The following is a 16,658-nucleotide window of genomic DNA, read 5'->3' on the forward strand; positions in this document are numbered from 1 at the left end:
TTATGCTAAATCAAATTCAGCTACATATTCATGAGGATGAAGAAAAGCAGCTTGAGGTAGAGGAAAAGTTTTCTAAGCACATTCAAGCTAGGCAGAAAAACGCTATTGAAGCTTTCAGGCGTTATATTCCGAGCTTGTTACCAATATTGACAAGACGTGAATTCAAAACTTCTACCGTATTCTGTAATAAACACGGTGACGTTAATATTATCGACTATTTTTCGGGGCAGGTCGTTTATGGAGAGTTTCCTGCTAATGAGATCGCTGAGCATTTACGGCTAAGCGATCAAGATTCAAGCGCCATATCCTTTTCTGAAGACCATCTTCACAACGCTGTCATCGTGTTAGGACTAGGCCTAGGTCTTCACATTGAATCATTAGTTTATTCAAGAAAATATAAATACATAATCGTATATGAACCTTCTCTGGATCATCTAACATGCTCAGCTTCTGCTATTGATTGGCGGAGCGTCTTAAATTTTGCTCAGCAACATGGTATCAGCCTGTTCCTACAAATTGGTCAAAACGGTAGAACGCTCTACAAAGATATACAGGAGTTGCGAGAAAATTTGCCTTTAGACAGTATTTGTCTTTATAAGCATTTTAATTCGCCTACATTCGACCATATTCAGGAGATTTGGCAAAAAGGAGATTGGCATAAGTTTGAGAAGCAAAACATATCCAATAGCCTGACATACGATGTAGTAAACTACATTCCACCATGGACGCTACTAAATAGCGAAAACGAGTGGCTATCCTCTAAGCTGTGCTTTAAAACTAAAGAGCGAAACTTAAAGGCACTAGAGAAGTTTTTTCCTACGCTTTTTGATGAGTATAAAGATTATGTCCCACAAGGATGGTCGCCGGTCGCGGATTCAAACGGTCAGATAAATATTTGTAGGTTGGGTACAGAAGCTCTGTTTTATAGTGAAAATCCAAAGGATGAGTGTGAAAGAAGTTTTGAGCAATTTCGACATCATCCGCACAAAGATGGATTACTACTTGGCTACAAAGGGACAAAATTACGCAATTATTTGCACTACAGAATGGTTGCAGATTGTCAATCAATCCTAGAAAGCGTTGAGGATGTAAAAGGGGAACTTCCAGAGAAACTCCGCGCATTGATTGTAATGGGGTTAGGTAATGGGTACACATTGAATAGCCTGACCGAGCGACATAAGGTAGACAAACTCTTCATTTGCGAACCCAATCGCGACTTTTTTTATGCTTCTTTATTTTGTGTAAACTGGTCTGCAATTTTTGAGGAATTTGACCAAAGCGAGCGTCGAATTTATCTCAATATTGGGGACGATGGTTCTAATTTAACCGACGACCTCCTCATTCAATTTCAATCCATTGGTCCTTATGTATTAGCAAATACATACTTTTATCAAGGCTATTACAATGAAGGGCTGGTAAGAGCGATATCTCAGCTTAGGGAGCAACTGCAAGTTATTATTGCAATGGGAGACTATTTTGATAATGCAAAGTATGGCTTGTCTCATACTATTGATAGCATTACATCAGATGTCCCTTTTTTAAGAAAAACTTTTCCATCTTTGGTTAATGATGCCACCCGCAATGTTCCAATATTCGTAGTAGGTAACGGACCTTCACTTGATAACCTGCTTCCTTATCTTAAGCAAGAAAGAGAAAAGGCTATCGTCATCTCCTGCGGTACCGCATTACAGTCCCTTTACAAGAATAATATAGTTCCTGATTTTCACGCTGAGATCGAGATGAATAGGGCAACCCACGACTGGGCCGTTAGAATCGGAGATAAAGCGTACTTAAAACAAATTGTTTTATTGAGCTGTAACGGTATTCACCCTGACACACGAAATCTTTATAAAAGTACGTTGTTAGCGTTCAAACAAGGCGAAGCCTCGACCGTAGCCTTGATGGAAGCCTACGGGAAGCATGACTTTAAGTTATTGGAGCATGCTTACCCGACGGTTTCCAACTTCGTGATTGATCTAGTCGCATCACTTGGTTTACAGCAGGTATACCTGTTGGGGATAGATCTCGGCTTCGTCAGCGAAAAATATCATCACTCGAAAAGCTCTGGATACTATTTAAAAAATGGACAAGAGCTATACGCTTATAGCGATACAAACAACACATCGGTGGTTGTCCCAGGAAATTTAAGGCCTTGGGTTAGTACTAAATTTGAGTTTAAGGTTTCAAAGTCAGTTATTGAGCAAAGAATAGCGAAATCGAAAGCCGACTTTTACAATCTGAACGATGGTGCTCGAATAGCGGGTGCATCTCCACTTAAACCAGAGAACCTTCTTATAATGTCCTCTCCATCGCAAAAAGACGCCCTGGTCGCAAGTGTGTTTGACCAGGCTTTTAAGCCACTTGACAAAGCAAGGCTTACTGACGGATTGACGCAACGATTTAGTAAACCTGCATTGCTTGAAGAGTTCGATTCCCTAATAACTCTTTGCGATGAAAACGATTTAGATAGTCATTCATCTCTAGAAGCCTTTATTGAGTTACAAAGAGAGTTTATTGTTTCATCATTATTTAGAAAAAAGTCTCAACTTTTTTTCTTACTTAATGGCACGCTTAATTATATCAATAGCGTCATGAGCAAGTTGCTCGATATTCAAGACGAGGCATTGCTTTGTGACACAGCGAACCAGCTAAAATGTCTTTGGAAACGTTACGTTCAAGACATGCAGCGCATTATGGACTTGGATGAGTTAGGAACAGATGGTTCTGGAAGTTTCTATGCACTAAGACGAAAAGTGTATATTCAAAAATATGCAGAGACTTCAGGTTTTGACATTCGCGTGGTGCCAAAAGTAAATGAAGTTTGGCTTAAAGAATGGCAATTGCTAAATAGCGTATGTGACGTTGACAGTCAAAAACGTGACCCTATTGTTGTAAATTTTGATAATGAAGAGCACGTACTTGAACGCGTAAATTGTAAGGTTTCATCAAATATTGAAGGGGTTTTAAGGTCTGCGGAATATGACGATACGGTTGTATTTTCGCTTGATACATTTTGCGTAGATAAAGACGTTTGCTTACTTCCACCTAAATTTGATCAAATAAACCACGCGTTAAACGTTACGTTGTCTTCTATTGGAAAAGCGATCGTCATTCCTAAGTTACTCGTCTTGAAAGGCTATTGTCCAGATGGACTTGAAAAGGTTGTTGAAGCTTTTCAAAAACGTTTTGTTTACGAGACTCAGGACTTTATCGTTCTTACAGAGACTTTGCTGAAAAATGATCAGAGAGTATTAACATTTGGTGACAGACTTAGCTTCCGCCCAAGATTAATGACATCGTTACTTACCGTTTTAATTAAAACCGAAAAGGCGTTTAAAGACGTTGTCGCGTTAAAGAAGAGATAGAAATGAAAGCGAAAAAAATGAGCGTTTTGGTCACAGGGGCTGATGGGTTTATCGGGTCGCACCTTACAGAGCATTTGCTAAAAAAAGGCTGCTCAGTGAGAGCCTTGTGCCAATACAATTCATTTGGTTCACAAGGTTGGCTTGAAGAGTTCTCCCACCCAGAAACACTAGAGGTTGTGTATGGCGATGTGCGAGACCCGCAATTTTGCGACTCTTTATGTGAAGGTATCGATATTGTTTTCCATTTAGCTGCGCTGATTGCCATTCCTTATTCCTATGCAGCACCAAGTAGTTATGTCGACACAAACATTACAGGTACATTGAATATGTGCCAGGCAGCGTTGAGACACAAAGTCAATCGCTTTATTCAAACATCTACCAGTGAAGTATATGGGACGGCACAGTATGTGCCAATTGACGAAGCGCATCCTTTACAAGCTCAATCTCCTTACAGTGCATCAAAAATTGGTGCTGATGCTGTAGCAATGAGCTTCTTTAATGCATTCTCACTTCCTGTTGTTGTAGCGCGACCGTTTAATACCTATGGGCCAAGACAGTCCGCTCGCGCGGTCATTCCCACAATTATCAGCCAAATCGCCACTGGTGCCGATAAAATTAAACTAGGTGACGTTTCACCTACCAGAGACTTTAATTATGTGCTGGATACGTGTGAAGGATTTTGGCAATTAAGTCAAGCGGAAGGCGCTGTAGGTGAAACGGTAAACATAGCATCAAATTATGAAATTTCAGTTGGTGATACTCTGAACCTCATACGCTCTTTAATGCAAAGTGACGTGGTTTTTGAAATAGAAGAGGAAAGGCTACGCCCTCAAAGCTCTGAGGTATTTCGCCTTAGGGGAGATAACAAAAAGCTTAAGGCATTAACAAAATATACGCCCAGTACTAGTTTAGAGAAAGGGCTTCAAGAGACTATCGATTGGTTGACTAGGCCAGAGAACTTGTCGCGCTACAAGGCTGGAATTTACAACAAATAGTGGAAGCTCATGCACAATTCGTTAATTACTTTCATCCGTGAGCTATACGGCTCGTCAGATTTCATTCCGCTGCATCAACCAACGTTTGAGGGAAATGAAAAAAATTATGTGAGCAACACCATTGATTCTACTTTTGTTTCTAGCGTTGGCGCCTATGTAGATGAATTTGAAAGTGCGTTGTCATCATATTGTGATGCAGCAGCAACGGTAGCAGTAGTAAATGGAACCAACGGACTACAGTCTGCCTTGCATATGGCAGGGGTTACCCGAGACGAACTCGTCATAACGCAATCAATGACCTTCGTAGCAACATGTAATGCGATTCATTGGTTAGGAGCAGAGCCTGTGTTCGTAGATATTTCTGATACGACGCTGGGTATGTGCCCGCTCTCCCTTGCTGGTTTTCTTGATGAATATTGCAAACTATCCAATAACGTGTGCCTTCACAAACAGACAGGTAAACGCGTGCGTGCTGTCGTTCCAATGCATACGTTCGGTCACCCTGTAGATCTATCTCGTCTTATTGAAATTTGCCAAAACTGGAACCTATCGCTGGTTGAAGATGCCGCTGAAAGTTTAGGATCAACTTACAAGGGTCAGCATACAGGCACGTTTGGCCGCTTTGGAGTACTTAGCTTTAACGGTAATAAGATTATTACTACCGGTGGTGGAGGCGCCGTACTTTGCAAAACAAAAGTGGACGGAACAAAGCTTAAGCATTTTACAACGACCGCTAAACTTCCTCATGCGTTTGAATTTATTCATGATGAATACGCCTACAATGCACGAATGCCTAATTTGAATGCGGCATTAGGCTTGGCACAGTTAGAACAACTAGCGCTTTTCATTGAAAAAAAGCGCCAACTAGCGGCTTACTATGCTGACTTCTTCAAAGGTACAGCATTTAAGTTTGTCCAAGAACCTCAAAATACGCGCGCTAACTATTGGTTAAACGCAATAGTATGTGAGAACAAAGAGTGCAGAGACGGCCTGCTCAAATACGCCAACAGCAGCGGTGTGATGATGAGGCCTGTCTGGAAACCGATGCATCAACTTTCACTGTATAGCAACTGTATAGCTCATGAAATGCGAAACACAGAATGGTTTGCAGACCGGCTTGTTAATCTCCCAAGCTCAGTCCCATCAGTAGAGTAACGTTTTATATAATAATAGAGTGCGCTTATGAAGAAGCCTCGAAAAATAGCAATGCATCAAAGCCAATATCTTCCTTGGCCCCCTTTTTTTAGAAAAATGGCATTGGCAGATACCTTTGTACTAATGGATTGTGTTCAGTTTCAAAAAAATGGATTGCAAAATCGCAACCAAATTAACAGTAGTAATGGGCCGCTTTGGCTCACGCTTCCGGTAAATTCAAAACTGGACGAGCCCATAAAAGACAAGGTAATTATCGACAAAAGGTGGAAAAAAAAGCATTTACAAAGCATTCAGAGTAGTTACGGAAAAAGCACTTTCTTTCACGAATATTTTGACGAGGTTAAGGCTGTTATAGAGTCTGCGGATGACACCCTGTTTGATATTAACTTACGGTTTATACATTTTTTTAGAAAGGTGTTGTCTATTGACAATCAACTCATGCTTCTTTCTGACCTGTCGATAACAAGTAGTAAGAGCCAATTGGTGTTGGATACCTGTATTGCCCTCAATGCTTCTGAGTACCTTTCCGGAGAGGGAGCGAAGAGCTATTTGGATTTGGACGCCTTTAAGGTCAATCAAATAAAAATACAATATGTCGGAACTAATACGCCTGCATATAAGCAAATTCATCCGGCGATGAAGCACCTTTCGTTATTGGATTGGTTATTTCAAGAAGAGTTAGACGTTATAAAAGACTATATTCATGACACCAAATACAATTAAAAGCAAAGACCGTGTAAATTCCGAGGTTTGGGATAACTTGTATCAGCAGAGAAAGTCTCTTCTTTCTTATCCAGATAGCACATTTGTAACGCTTCTTCATCGGTACTTAACGACGGCAAAGCACAGGCAAATTTTGGACTACGGTTTTGGTGGCGGCGCTAACATGCGCGTAATGTTAAAGCGTGGGCATAATGTAGATGGCATCGAAATATCGGATACAGTTATTGAAATTAATAACCAAATTCTAGAGGAGCAAAACCTACCGGCAACACTACATAATGTTCAATCACATGAAGCGTTGCCTTTTGCCGATGAAAAATTTGATGCGGTGGTCGCCTGGCATGTGCTGGGTTATAACTCGCTATCGTCTTTGCAATCACGAATTGTTGAATTTATCAGGGTACTCAAAAGTGGCGGGTGTTTTATTGGCACCATTCCAGCTTATGGAGATGTATCCCATGACAGTGGCAAAGCAAAAAATGCATTTGAATTTGTGTCAAAAGTGCCGACCCAAGAAGGCGCGCAAATTGTTTGTTTTGAATCAGAACAAGCTGTATGTGACGCATTTAATTTGGACATGTCTGTTGCACTTCTGCAAAGCCCATTAATGGATGGTTCGTTTTCACGACACTGGGTGTTTCTGTATGAAAAATGACGGCAAAACACTGCTTGAAGAATGCCATGGTAAGATATCGGTTATGGCAGTTACTGGGATTCGTTCGGAATACGATTTAATGTACCCGTTGTTGCTTGCTATGTCAAAAAGTGAAAAATTTGAAGTAATGGTGGTGGCGACTGGAGCGCATTTGACGGCTATTCATGAGTACTCTATAAAAGAAATCGAAAATGATGGTTTTAACATAGTCTCACGCATTCCTACGTCTATTTCTCACGATGATAACCTACACAGAGTGAAATCTTGCTCTGAGTTAATGGCGGGACTAGGTGAAGCTATCGCTCAAAATAACCCTGACCTTCTACTCGTCCTAGGCGATAGAGAAGAGCCGCTGATCAGTGCTGTCGTGGCAAACTATGCTACAGTTCCCATTGTTCACCTTGCTGGTGGTGACAGCACCAATCCTGAAGGCGGAAATGTAGATGAACAGTCGCGGCATGCGACAACAAAATTAAGTCATCTTCACCTTACTATGACGGACAATCATACAAAGCGTATTCTTCAACTAGGCGAAGAACCTTGGAGGGTCATTACAGTGGGAAGTGGTGGAGTAGACAGGCTGCGCATGACCCCTCATATGTCTCCTTCCGAACTAGCGAAAGAGTCAGGGTTAAGCTGTGAGGGGCGTTACGGTGTGTTAATCCACCATCCCTTAAATGGTGATTTTGAAAGTGCCAAAACTGAGATTCTCAATACAGTTAAAGCAGCCAAATCTCTTGGTTTACATGTTATCGTCGGCTCACCCAATTCCGATCCTGGCTCATCAGAAATTGTGAAGTTCATTGATAACCTTGAAGGTATTGAAGTATATCGAAACCTGCCGAGAGTCGCCTTTATCAATTTGCTGCGACACGCCTCTGTGCTTTTAGGTAATTCATCACTTGCATTCCATGAGGCTGATTATATGGGCTTGCCTTGTATCAACGTAGGGGAGCGACAGCGCGGCAGAGAACACTCTGGTAATGTTATATTTTCCCAAAGCAACCAAGATGACATAAGTACAGCATTGTCTTGCGCGTTAGCAGATAAAAGTTTCCGTAGTCACTTGCGTCCGAACCAAAGCCTCTATGGTGATGGGTTTATGGCAGAGCGTACACTTGAGATTTTAGAAACATTGCCGATAAAAAGAAAATTGTTAGCGAAAAAGCTTATGTATTAGTCGAGGTTATCTATGACAACTATTGCAGTAGTAGGAGGTGGAATTGGGGGTATTGTTGCCAGTTATACACTCAAAAAAGATTTGCCAAACTGTAACGTTGTCATTATCGAAGGCGGAAGCCGTCTGGGTGGTTTGCTCGGGATGTCAGCGAAATTTAACCAACAGCATTTTGATATAGGAACACACATTCCAGCACAAACAAAAGTTGATGAACTAGACAGCTTCTTATTTAGCAGTATATGCAGCGACGACGACTGGATTGAAATAGGTCGAATTAAAGGCGGACACTACTTTAATGGAATGTTAGACGCTACACATCACAATGTGGCCAGTTCAGAGGCGGTTGATGCCTTACGAGATGGCGTTGTATCTAATAACAGTGATGACATCACTTCAAATTATCGACGTCGCTTTGGCAACGTCTTAACAGATAGTATTTTTCTGCCTAGCATAAAAAAATTTCTTCCTTGTGCACCTGAATTATTAGAGGCTGAGGTTCAGCGTTATTTTGCGCTGGATAGACTCTCTGAGCACACCGGACGAAGCGCTGAGCACAGTGCTGAAACCCCCTTGTCCTTAACGCGTATTGATTTAACTGGTAAGAAAATTCCCCTAGCGTTTTATCCGAAAAATGGTTTCGGTGTTGCTAAGTGGATTGACGAACTTGTTACTAAAACCCGTAAAATAGGTGTAGATTTTAAGCTGAATAGTAAAATTACCAAGGTTATTAAAAGCGGTGATGAAATCGAAAACTTGGTTTTTGAAAGTGGAGAAATATTTGATTGCGATCACGTTGTGTGGACTGCCCCAATTGAAACACTAAGCGTCCTAGCTAACCCAAAAGACATGAAAAAATTGTCTGAATTGTACGCTAGGACTCGCATTCAACTTTTCCATTTTGTATTCGACAGCCCTTATAAAACAAACTGCCATTATATAAATTGCTTCGACCCTAATTTTGCGCCATATCGAATAACGCTTTACGAGAATTTTGCTTCTAACGAATACTCAGAAAACGGATATCGTTGCACGGTAGAAGTAATTGGTCATGGAAACCTAGAAAAGCCTATTGATAATGAAGAGATAGTTAATCAGCTCAAGCTAATGGGGATTATTTCCCAAGAGGCGACAGCACTGTATAGCGAACAGACTGGCGTATTAAATGGCTTTCCCCTTCGTAAGCTCGGGGCTTATAAACAAGGAAGGGAAATAGTTGAAAAACTTGGAAAATCTATAAATAATCTCACGCTAACAGGGTCGAGTGAACCTGGTGTATTTTTTTCTAACGATGTCATGATAAAGACTTTCTCTTGCGTGAAGGCATTGTGCAAACAGGAATTAACAAGTTTTGATACCGCATAATCAAATCGTCTTTGCTAATGCTGAGAAGCAATTGCTACACGATGTAGTGCAAAGTGGCTTTTTCACGCAAGGGAAATATGTAGCAGACTTTGAAGCCAAAGCTGCGAGCTTCTATCGGCGTAAATGCGCAACCGCAGTTTCTTCAGGTTCAATGGCAATTCGACTCTCACTTATTCTAGCGGGGGTGAAGGCGGGAAGTAACGTCATAGTACCTGCTTATTCATGCAGCGCTGTTTGCAACTCGGTGCTGTCACTAGGCGCGAATGTCATCCCCTGCGATATTGCAGAAGGCGAAGCAAATATTGATGTACTTAAAGCCATACAGCTTGCCGAACAACACCATGCCAATGTTGTAATAGTAGTTAACACATTTGGTATTCCTGCTGACGTTACCACACTCAAAAGTGCCGGCCTTACGGTTGTTGAGGATTGTTCTCATGGTTTCGCAATTGACGGGGATAGTTTCCCTCAAACTTACGGTGACTTTGTCATACAATCTCTTTATGCAACAAAATTGTTCGGTGCTGCAGAATTGGGCGTAGTGTTATTTGATGATGAAGCGTTATTGGATAGTGCAAACCGTCTACGTGAAGGGTATTCGCAAACACCCTCTGGTGAATGTCTAAATATGAAAGCAAACGAGTTTAGCGGGGCATTGGGCGTTGCCAAACTCGTTGAGGCAACGTCAATTGTTGCCCAAAGGCAAGCTCGAGCGAATATCTACTTAGAAAACGAGTTCCTTTCCCGACACGTTGTAGGTAGCGTAAACAACCGCGTTTGGTATCGCTTTGTAATAGCGGTAGAACAAGCCGATAAACTTATTGACTGTGTAGCTAGCAGGGTTCAGATATTGCGACCCATAAGTCCTTGGCTAAAAGACCTGAATAAGTTTCCCCACGCGTCAACGGCCTACCGACGTTACCTATCTTTGCCTATATATCCCTCGCTAGAAGAGGAACATCAAGCAGAAGTGATGTCCGCTCTAGATACGTATTTACAGGACATTGCATTATGAATAAGTCGGTTATGGTTATTGCCCCACATCCTGATGATGAATCCTTAGGGTGTGGTGGAACACTTTTAAGACATAAGTCCGAGGGCGATGACATACATTGGTGCGTAGTTACAGATATGCAGCAAAGCAGTAATTACACCTCTGAGCAAAAAGCACAAAGAGCAGAACTGGTAGAGAAAGTAAGCCAACACTTCGGGTTTTCCAGCGAACGAAATTTGGGCTTTACTCCCGCAGGATTGGACTCAACGACTGCAGGTGCGCTTATTGGAAAGCTCAAAGAGTACATTGATTTAGTGAAACCACACACGGTATATATCCCTTATGCGTTTGACGTACATTCTGACCATAGATATGTTTTTGACGCAGTCATTTCTGTCAGCAAATCCTTCAGAGCTCCCTATATAAAGAAAGTGGCATGTTATGAAACCTTGTCAGAAACTGATTTTGGCTTATCGCCTATAAATACACAGTTTCAGCCAAACCTCTTCGTTGATATTAGTCATTTTAGCGAACAAAAAAAGACAGTGTTGTCTTTGTATCAAAGTGAGTTAGATGCTCACCCTTTTCCTCGTAGCTTTGATGCGGTCGAAGCACTTGAGATCATTCGTGGCACTCAAGCTCATGTAGAGCGAGCTGAGGCATTTGTTGTTTTAAAAGAAATCGCATAGGACAACAAAGTGAGCGACTCCTTTGACATCGAACTTGTGATTCATGTGGGCTATCCTAAAACGGCTACATCGTGGATGCAGTCGCATGTTTATACAAAAGCCGAAGGGTTTTGCCATCTCGGTAATGGACTCAAAATGTCTGGGTGGGGAATTCACCTAGTTGCAGCGCACGACCTAGCATTTTCTCCCGCACTGGTTAGGGAAGGCGTGGCTGAGTTTTGCCGTTCCCGTGGATGTAACAAAGCGATAATGTCATGGGAGCATTTACTCGGCGATTCTGCTTACCATGCTGATGGCTTAACTCGGATAGCTAACCGGTTGAAACAATCTTTCCCTAATGCGCGCATTATTCTATATGTGCGCGAGCAACTTGCTTTGCTAAAAGCAATATATGCGCAGTATGTGCAAGAAGGGGGAACGTGGACTCTCGATGAGTTTACGCAGCTAAAATATCCGTACAGGGTTGGCTTTTCACCTGTTTACTTGAATTATGAGCTTGTCTACCGCTTATATGGCAACTTATTTGGCGAGCACAATATATACTTGCAAGCCTATGAAGCGCTAAAAGCTCAACCGGAGGAAGAAATATCACGTTTGTTTGCTTGGCTAGGAGCACCGTCTCACAGTATTGCTGATATCCAGTTTTATGAGCAGGTAAACGCAAGTTTATCTCGCCAAGCACTCAGTGTGTTGAGAGTGCTCAATCATGTTGTCCCAAGCAGATTTAATTCGTTAGGGAGCGTAGCGTTTACCAAGCAGCCGAAATCTCGCTTCTATTTAAGGAAGTGGCTGCAGCAATATGTAGACCCCAAACTGATTAAAAAAATCTTCACCGCAACAGAACTAGAATTGTCTTCAACTGTTCATGCAGAGCTTGAGCGTTACTATAGGAAGTCAAATAGTACATTGGCTAAGGACCTGAGGATAACCCTTGCAGAATATGGCTATTTACTAGAGGCGTAAATAATGAATAACTTTTCAAGAGCCTTCATAATTGCCGAGGCTGGCGTAAATCACAATGGTGATATTAATATTGCTAAATCACTTATCGACAAGGCGAAAGACGCGGGCGCTGATGCGGTAAAATTCCAAACTTTTAAAGCTGATGCATTGGTTACGCAAGATACACCAAAAGCGCAATATCAAGCGACAAATACAGGGTCAGACGATGGCCAGTACAATATGCTGAAGCGTTTAGAACTATCTGACGTGCAGCATTTAGAGCTTGCTAGGTACTGCAAAGAAAAAGCGATAGCGTTTATGTCTACAGCTTTCGATGTTGATAGTTTAAGGTTTCTTGAGCAATTTGATCAGCCTTTCATTAAGATCCCTTCAGGTGAAATAAGAAATGCGCTGTTACTGTGGCATAGTGTGAAAGCAGGGAAGCCGCTAATTATTTCAACGGGTATGGCAACGTTAGGTGACATTGAGTTTGCACTTAGCTTTGTTAACTATGCGCTACATCACGATAGTCCCCCTTCAACCATGGAATGCATAATGCGCTATCGCGCCGAATGTTTATCGGGACAGTATGCAATTGATTGTGATAAATCGCTTAGCAACCTTGTAACGTTACTCCACTGTACAAGTGAGTATCCCACGCCCCTCGAACAAGTTAATCTGCGTGCCATGCAGCAGTTGTCTTCTACTTTTGGTGTAAACGTGGGTTACAGTGACCATACGTTATCGTTATCCGTCCCATGTGCAGCGGTGAGTCTTGGAGCTACCTGCATTGAAAAGCACTTCACACTGTCACGAGAAATGGACGGGCCAGACCATCGTTCTTCGCTAGAGCCGGAGGAACTCACGTTAATGGTCTCCATGGTTCGGGATTGTGAACGTTCACTTGGCCACGCCACCAAATTCCCACAGCCCAACGAGTTTGACACCCAAAAAATAGCGCGTCAGAAGTTAGTTGCTAAAAAGCAGATAAAAGCAGGCGAACGTCTTACTGAAGATAATGTTACAACCGCCAGAAGCCCAAGTGGTATGTGTGCAAGCCTTTACTGGTCAGTCCTTGGGAAAAAATCGTCTTGTGACGTAGAAATAATGTCGCCCATATGCTGAAACCAGTAGCTATAATCGGAGCCGGTGGGCATGCAGCGGTTATCGCCGACTTACTAAGAAAAGCAAGTCGTCAGTGCATAGCTATTGTAGATAGACTTGGTTGGTCGGAAGGTAATGATATTCATAATGTACCCATATTTAGCGAAGAGATATTCTTGGCTCGGTATTCGCCAAATGACGTGGAGCTTGCTCTGGGTATGGGTTCACTGCCTCATCAAAATATTCGCCAAGAAATATTTGATCGCTTTGTTCGGGAAGGGTTTAACTTTCCCGTGCTCATTCACCCTCAGGCAATAGTGGCCGATAATGTTTGCTTTGGGGATGGTGTGCAGGTTATGGCTGGAGCAATCATTCAAGCAAACTCACAATGTGCCGATAATGTTATTATTAACACTAGGGCTAGTGTTGATCATCATTGTCATATTCGAGCTCATAGCCATATAGCGCCAGGAAGTGTGCTGTGCGGTAACGTTAGTGTAGGGAATGGCGCTTTCATTGGTGCCGGCGCAGTAATAACTCAAGGAGTTTCGTTGGGCAATGGTTCAGTCGTTGGCGCGGGTGCCGTCGTGGTATCTGACGTTAAAAGTAATACAACTGTGAAAGGTGTTCCTGCACGCGTTTAAACTCGTGCATTGGAGGCTCTATGAAAAAGCAAAGTAATTGGCGAAAGCTGTTAGTTGAACCAGGTCTCTCTCTTGTTGATGCCGTTAAAAGGCTAGATGAAGGGGCAAAGCGTATTCTTATAGTCGTTGATAAACGCGATAGGCTAATAGGTACAGTTACCGATGGTGATATTCGACGGGCGCTTATCCGTCAAACAGAATTGACAACACCTATCTCTGAAATCATGAACACTAACCCCAAGAGCGCAACGCATGCTTGGAGTCGCCTTCGCTTGTTGTCATTCATGGAGCGAACAGATTTATTACAGCTTCCAATTGTCGATGAAAAAAACAAGGTGGTTGGTGTTACCTTTCTTTATGAGCTTCTAAAAAAACCAAGAATAGACAATCCAGTATGCCTGATGGCCGGAGGGTTTGGTACAAGGCTTAAACCGCTAACTGATAGCTGTCCTAAACCTATGCTAACCGTTGGGGACAAGCCTATTTTAGAGATTATTCTTGAGCGGTTTATTGAAGCTGGATTTTGGCGCTTTTATATTTCTACGCACTATATGGCTAATACTATTAAAGGGTATTTTGGAAATGGTAGTGATAGAGATGTAGAAATTAACTACCTCGATGAGAGAGAGCCTTTGGGTACTGGTGGCGCATTATCTTTGTTGCCCAGAGAAGAAATTAATGCCCCTTTAATCTTAATGAATGGCGACCTTTTAACCAATTTAGACTTCTTGTCGCTACTGTCACACCACGAATTGAGTCAGTCTAAACTTACAATGTGTTTGAGAGAATACGAACAGCAGGTGCCCTTTGGTGTAGTAAATACCCAAAAGGGGGAAGTGAAAAGTATCGTAGAGAAGCCGGTAAATCGCTATCACGTTAATGCGGGCATTTATGTGATGGAGCCAAGCGTTATTGCAGGGTTAGAAAAAAATCAATATGTTGATATGCCCACTGTCGTCGATAGGTTATTAGAGCAAAGAGCATCTATTGGTTATTATGAAGTCAGTGAAGACTGGTTAGATATTGGCAGGCTGGACGACTTTAAGAAAGCACAACAATTCGTGTTGGAAAGTTTTAGTGAGCTGTAAATACTTAGCCATAATACCCGCGAGGGCAGGCAGTAAAAGATTACCAAATAAAAATGTACTTTCTCTTGCCAAAAAGCCCATGGTTGAATGGTCAATTGCTGCTGCTGTAGCCGCTCAACAAAGCCTCGACATCGATGTAGTAGTTACCTCGGATGATGAAAGGGTGTTAGAGATAGCACGCCGCTTTCCTAAGGTTTTTACAATTGTAAGAAACCCTGCCTTGTGTACCGATGAAGCAAGTTCAATGGATGTAGTGTTTGATGCGCTTACTCAGCGAGAACAAGCAGGTAGAGTTTATGACGCGCTTATTCTTCTTCAGCCAACCTCACCATTGAGGACTAGCACAGATATCACGCAATCCATCGCGCTTTTTGAAAGTAAAAACGCGCAAGCTGTTATCTCAGTTTGCCAGTGTGAACACTCACCACTTTGGACAAATACACTCCCCGCAGATGGGGCAATGTCCGACTTTATGCCGCAGCAGGTAATGGGGAAGAGAAGTCAGGATCTCCCTGCTTACTACCGCCTCAATGGTGCCATTTATATTGCAAATTGCCAGACATTGCGTGAAACCAACACCTTTTTTAATTTGCCCAATAGTTTTGCCTATAAAATGCCAGCCGAATATTCAGTTGATGTAGATAGTGCTATTGATTTGGCGCTTGCAGAGGTGCTGATAAACCAGCGAGAGGGGAAAAATTGAAAGCGTTATTTCTAATCGACACCCCAAGCCAAGTCTACAATGTTTCTGATGCAATAAGCAGTTACGGGATTGAGCGCTATGATGTCATGATCAACGATTGCAACCGTGCTGATACGTATGAACAGCTAAAGAACACAATGGTGTCACTTTCCCCGCAAGAGGTGATTGAGATACCTCGGGAAACAGGGGATATCGAAAAGCGAATTGAAGTCTACGCAAAGCATCTCAACACGTTGAGGAAAGCTAATTATAGTCATATATTTTTCAGTGCAATAAGGCAACAGTGGCAGCGTGATATTGTGTGTAGCCTTGAGTGTCAAAATACCATTTTAATGGATGACGGTAATGCAACGGTTATTTTTTACGAATATTTGTTTAAAGACAGAAGGTTTTTCGATTTTCCCATAGATGAGAATGAAGAAAGACGAACGCGGGCAGAGCAATGCCGGCAGGAGTATGGCATCTCAACCCATCAACCCACATCACTTTCCCTTTTCACTATCTTTGATTTAGCTCCTTTGCCATGGTTGTCGGTACGGCATAACTCCCTAAACCATTTATCAGAAGTGGATAAAGACGTCGATGAATCTAGTGTTTATATCTTAGGTGTTGGCGCGGAAACGGTGGGGTATATCGACTTAGAAGACTATGTTCAGTTAATTGTTACGACGGCTAGATTGTTTGAAGGAAAATCAATTACGTACGTACCCCATCGAATAGAAAGTGCCGCGTTGCAAGCAGCTATTTTGGAGCAGGGAATAAAAGTTTCCCGTTTCGACAAGCCAATTGAAAATCAATTAGCGAGTATGGAATGTATTCCCGGCTCTATTGTGAGTTATCACACCACAGCGCTTTTTACGTGTGCAAAGATGTTTCCAAATGCGAATATATATTGTGCACGCCCACCAATGTCGGTGTGGAATAAAGCTAAACACTCACATGTCTGGAACTTCACCGCGTGCAATAACTATGAGGGGTTATCTGTGGTCTACAAATACCTAGAAAAAGAGCCTAGTATTACCACTATTGATTTAACGCTAAATTAAAACAGATTAAAAG

The 16,658-nt window shown here is 42.2% G+C and carries 15 protein-coding genes; all 15 read left to right on the forward strand.

Features of this window, described 5'->3' with window-relative positions:
• Positions 1–2 precede the first annotated feature (2 nt).
• From GTQ48_RS03845 to GTQ48_RS03915, 15 genes are read left to right on the forward strand one after another with little or no spacing between them, the layout of a single operon-like run.
• Positions 3–3,365: a 6-hydroxymethylpterin diphosphokinase MptE-like protein gene (locus tag GTQ48_RS03845; protein WP_163105249.1), complete on the forward strand. Its 3,363-nt coding sequence runs from the start codon at positions 3–5 to the stop codon at positions 3,363–3,365.
• Between the two features lie 2 nt (positions 3,366–3,367).
• Positions 3,368–4,360, forward strand: a complete 993-nt coding sequence (locus GTQ48_RS03850) for an NAD-dependent 4,6-dehydratase LegB (RefSeq protein WP_275405600.1) — start codon at positions 3,368–3,370, stop codon at positions 4,358–4,360.
• A gap of 9 nt (positions 4,361–4,369) precedes the next feature.
• Entirely contained in the window at positions 4,370–5,515 is a 1,146-nt protein-coding gene (locus GTQ48_RS03855) for a LegC family aminotransferase (RefSeq protein ID WP_163105250.1), read from the forward strand.
• A gap of 27 nt (positions 5,516–5,542) precedes the next feature.
• Positions 5,543–6,238, forward strand: coding sequence for a WbqC family protein (locus GTQ48_RS03860; protein WP_163105251.1), 696 nt, complete (start codon positions 5,543–5,545; stop codon positions 6,236–6,238).
• Positions 6,219–6,893 carry a class I SAM-dependent methyltransferase gene (locus GTQ48_RS03865; RefSeq protein WP_163105252.1) on the forward strand — a complete coding sequence of 225 codons (675 nt, stop codon included), beginning with the start codon at positions 6,219–6,221 and terminating at the stop codon, positions 6,891–6,893. Before GTQ48_RS03860 ends, GTQ48_RS03865 begins: the two co-directional genes overlap by 20 nt.
• On the forward strand, positions 6,883–8,073 hold the full coding sequence (gene neuC, locus GTQ48_RS03870; RefSeq protein WP_163105253.1) for a UDP-N-acetylglucosamine 2-epimerase: 1,191 nt from the start codon (positions 6,883–6,885) through the stop codon (positions 8,071–8,073). Before GTQ48_RS03865 ends, neuC begins: the two co-directional genes overlap by 11 nt.
• A gap of 12 nt (positions 8,074–8,085) precedes the next feature.
• Positions 8,086–9,435, forward strand: coding sequence for an NAD(P)-binding protein (locus GTQ48_RS03875; protein ID WP_163105254.1), 1,350 nt, complete (start codon positions 8,086–8,088; stop codon positions 9,433–9,435).
• Positions 9,422–10,450, forward strand: a complete 1,029-nt coding sequence (locus GTQ48_RS03880; protein WP_163105255.1) for a DegT/DnrJ/EryC1/StrS family aminotransferase — start codon at positions 9,422–9,424, stop codon at positions 10,448–10,450. Before GTQ48_RS03875 ends, GTQ48_RS03880 begins: the two co-directional genes overlap by 14 nt.
• Positions 10,447–11,118 carry a PIG-L deacetylase family protein gene (locus GTQ48_RS03885; protein ID WP_163105256.1) on the forward strand — a complete coding sequence of 224 codons (672 nt, stop codon included), beginning with the start codon at positions 10,447–10,449 and terminating at the stop codon, positions 11,116–11,118. Before GTQ48_RS03880 ends, GTQ48_RS03885 begins: the two co-directional genes overlap by 4 nt.
• A 9-nt stretch (positions 11,119–11,127) precedes the next feature.
• A complete protein-coding gene (locus GTQ48_RS03890; RefSeq protein ID WP_071950979.1) occupies positions 11,128–12,081 on the forward strand; it encodes a sulfotransferase in 954 nt (317 codons plus the stop codon).
• A 3-nt stretch (positions 12,082–12,084) separates the two neighbouring features.
• On the forward strand, positions 12,085–13,185 hold the full coding sequence (gene neuB / locus GTQ48_RS03895) for an N-acetylneuraminate synthase (RefSeq protein ID WP_163105257.1): 1,101 nt from the start codon (positions 12,085–12,087) through the stop codon (positions 13,183–13,185).
• Positions 13,179–13,808: an acetyltransferase gene (locus tag GTQ48_RS03900; protein ID WP_163105258.1), complete on the forward strand. Its 630-nt coding sequence runs from the start codon at positions 13,179–13,181 to the stop codon at positions 13,806–13,808. The genes neuB and GTQ48_RS03900 overlap by 7 nt, the downstream gene beginning before the upstream one ends.
• A 20-nt stretch (positions 13,809–13,828) precedes the next feature.
• Positions 13,829–14,896, forward strand: a complete 1,068-nt coding sequence (locus GTQ48_RS03905) for a nucleotidyltransferase family protein (protein ID WP_163105259.1) — start codon at positions 13,829–13,831, stop codon at positions 14,894–14,896.
• On the forward strand, positions 14,886–15,599 hold the full coding sequence (locus GTQ48_RS03910) for a cytidylyltransferase domain-containing protein (RefSeq protein ID WP_163105260.1): 714 nt from the start codon (positions 14,886–14,888) through the stop codon (positions 15,597–15,599). The genes GTQ48_RS03905 and GTQ48_RS03910 overlap by 11 nt, the downstream gene beginning before the upstream one ends.
• Entirely contained in the window at positions 15,596–16,645 is a 1,050-nt protein-coding gene (locus tag GTQ48_RS03915; protein ID WP_163105261.1) for a polysialyltransferase family glycosyltransferase, read from the forward strand. Before GTQ48_RS03910 ends, GTQ48_RS03915 begins: the two co-directional genes overlap by 4 nt.
• Positions 16,646–16,658 lie beyond the last annotated feature (13 nt).

Source organism: Alteromonas genovensis, from assembly GCF_010500895.1.
Taxonomy (GTDB): Bacteria; Pseudomonadota; Gammaproteobacteria; order Enterobacterales; family Alteromonadaceae; genus Alteromonas; species Alteromonas genovensis.

What these genes read in the sequence shown, in the direction of transcription:
- GTQ48_RS03845 (WP_163105249.1), top strand. Translation starts at nt 3, where the DNA reads ATGCTAAATCAAATTCAGCTACATATTCATGAGGATGAAGAAAAGCAG.
- GTQ48_RS03850 (WP_275405600.1), top strand. Translation starts at nt 3,368, where the DNA reads ATGAAAGCGAAAAAAATGAGCGTTTTGGTCACAGGGGCTGATGGGTTT.
- GTQ48_RS03855 (WP_163105250.1), top strand. Translation starts at nt 4,370, where the DNA reads ATGCACAATTCGTTAATTACTTTCATCCGTGAGCTATACGGCTCGTCA.
- GTQ48_RS03860 (WP_163105251.1), top strand. Translation starts at nt 5,543, where the DNA reads ATGAAGAAGCCTCGAAAAATAGCAATGCATCAAAGCCAATATCTTCCT.
- GTQ48_RS03865 (WP_163105252.1), top strand. Translation starts at nt 6,219, where the DNA reads ATGACACCAAATACAATTAAAAGCAAAGACCGTGTAAATTCCGAGGTT.
- neuC (WP_163105253.1), top strand. Translation starts at nt 6,883, where the DNA reads ATGAAAAATGACGGCAAAACACTGCTTGAAGAATGCCATGGTAAGATA.
- GTQ48_RS03875 (WP_163105254.1), top strand. Translation starts at nt 8,086, where the DNA reads ATGACAACTATTGCAGTAGTAGGAGGTGGAATTGGGGGTATTGTTGCC.
- GTQ48_RS03885 (WP_163105256.1), top strand. Translation starts at nt 10,447, where the DNA reads ATGAATAAGTCGGTTATGGTTATTGCCCCACATCCTGATGATGAATCC.
- neuB (WP_163105257.1), top strand. Translation starts at nt 12,085, where the DNA reads ATGAATAACTTTTCAAGAGCCTTCATAATTGCCGAGGCTGGCGTAAAT.
- GTQ48_RS03900 (WP_163105258.1), top strand. Translation starts at nt 13,179, where the DNA reads ATGCTGAAACCAGTAGCTATAATCGGAGCCGGTGGGCATGCAGCGGTT.
- GTQ48_RS03905 (WP_163105259.1), top strand. Translation starts at nt 13,829, where the DNA reads ATGAAAAAGCAAAGTAATTGGCGAAAGCTGTTAGTTGAACCAGGTCTC.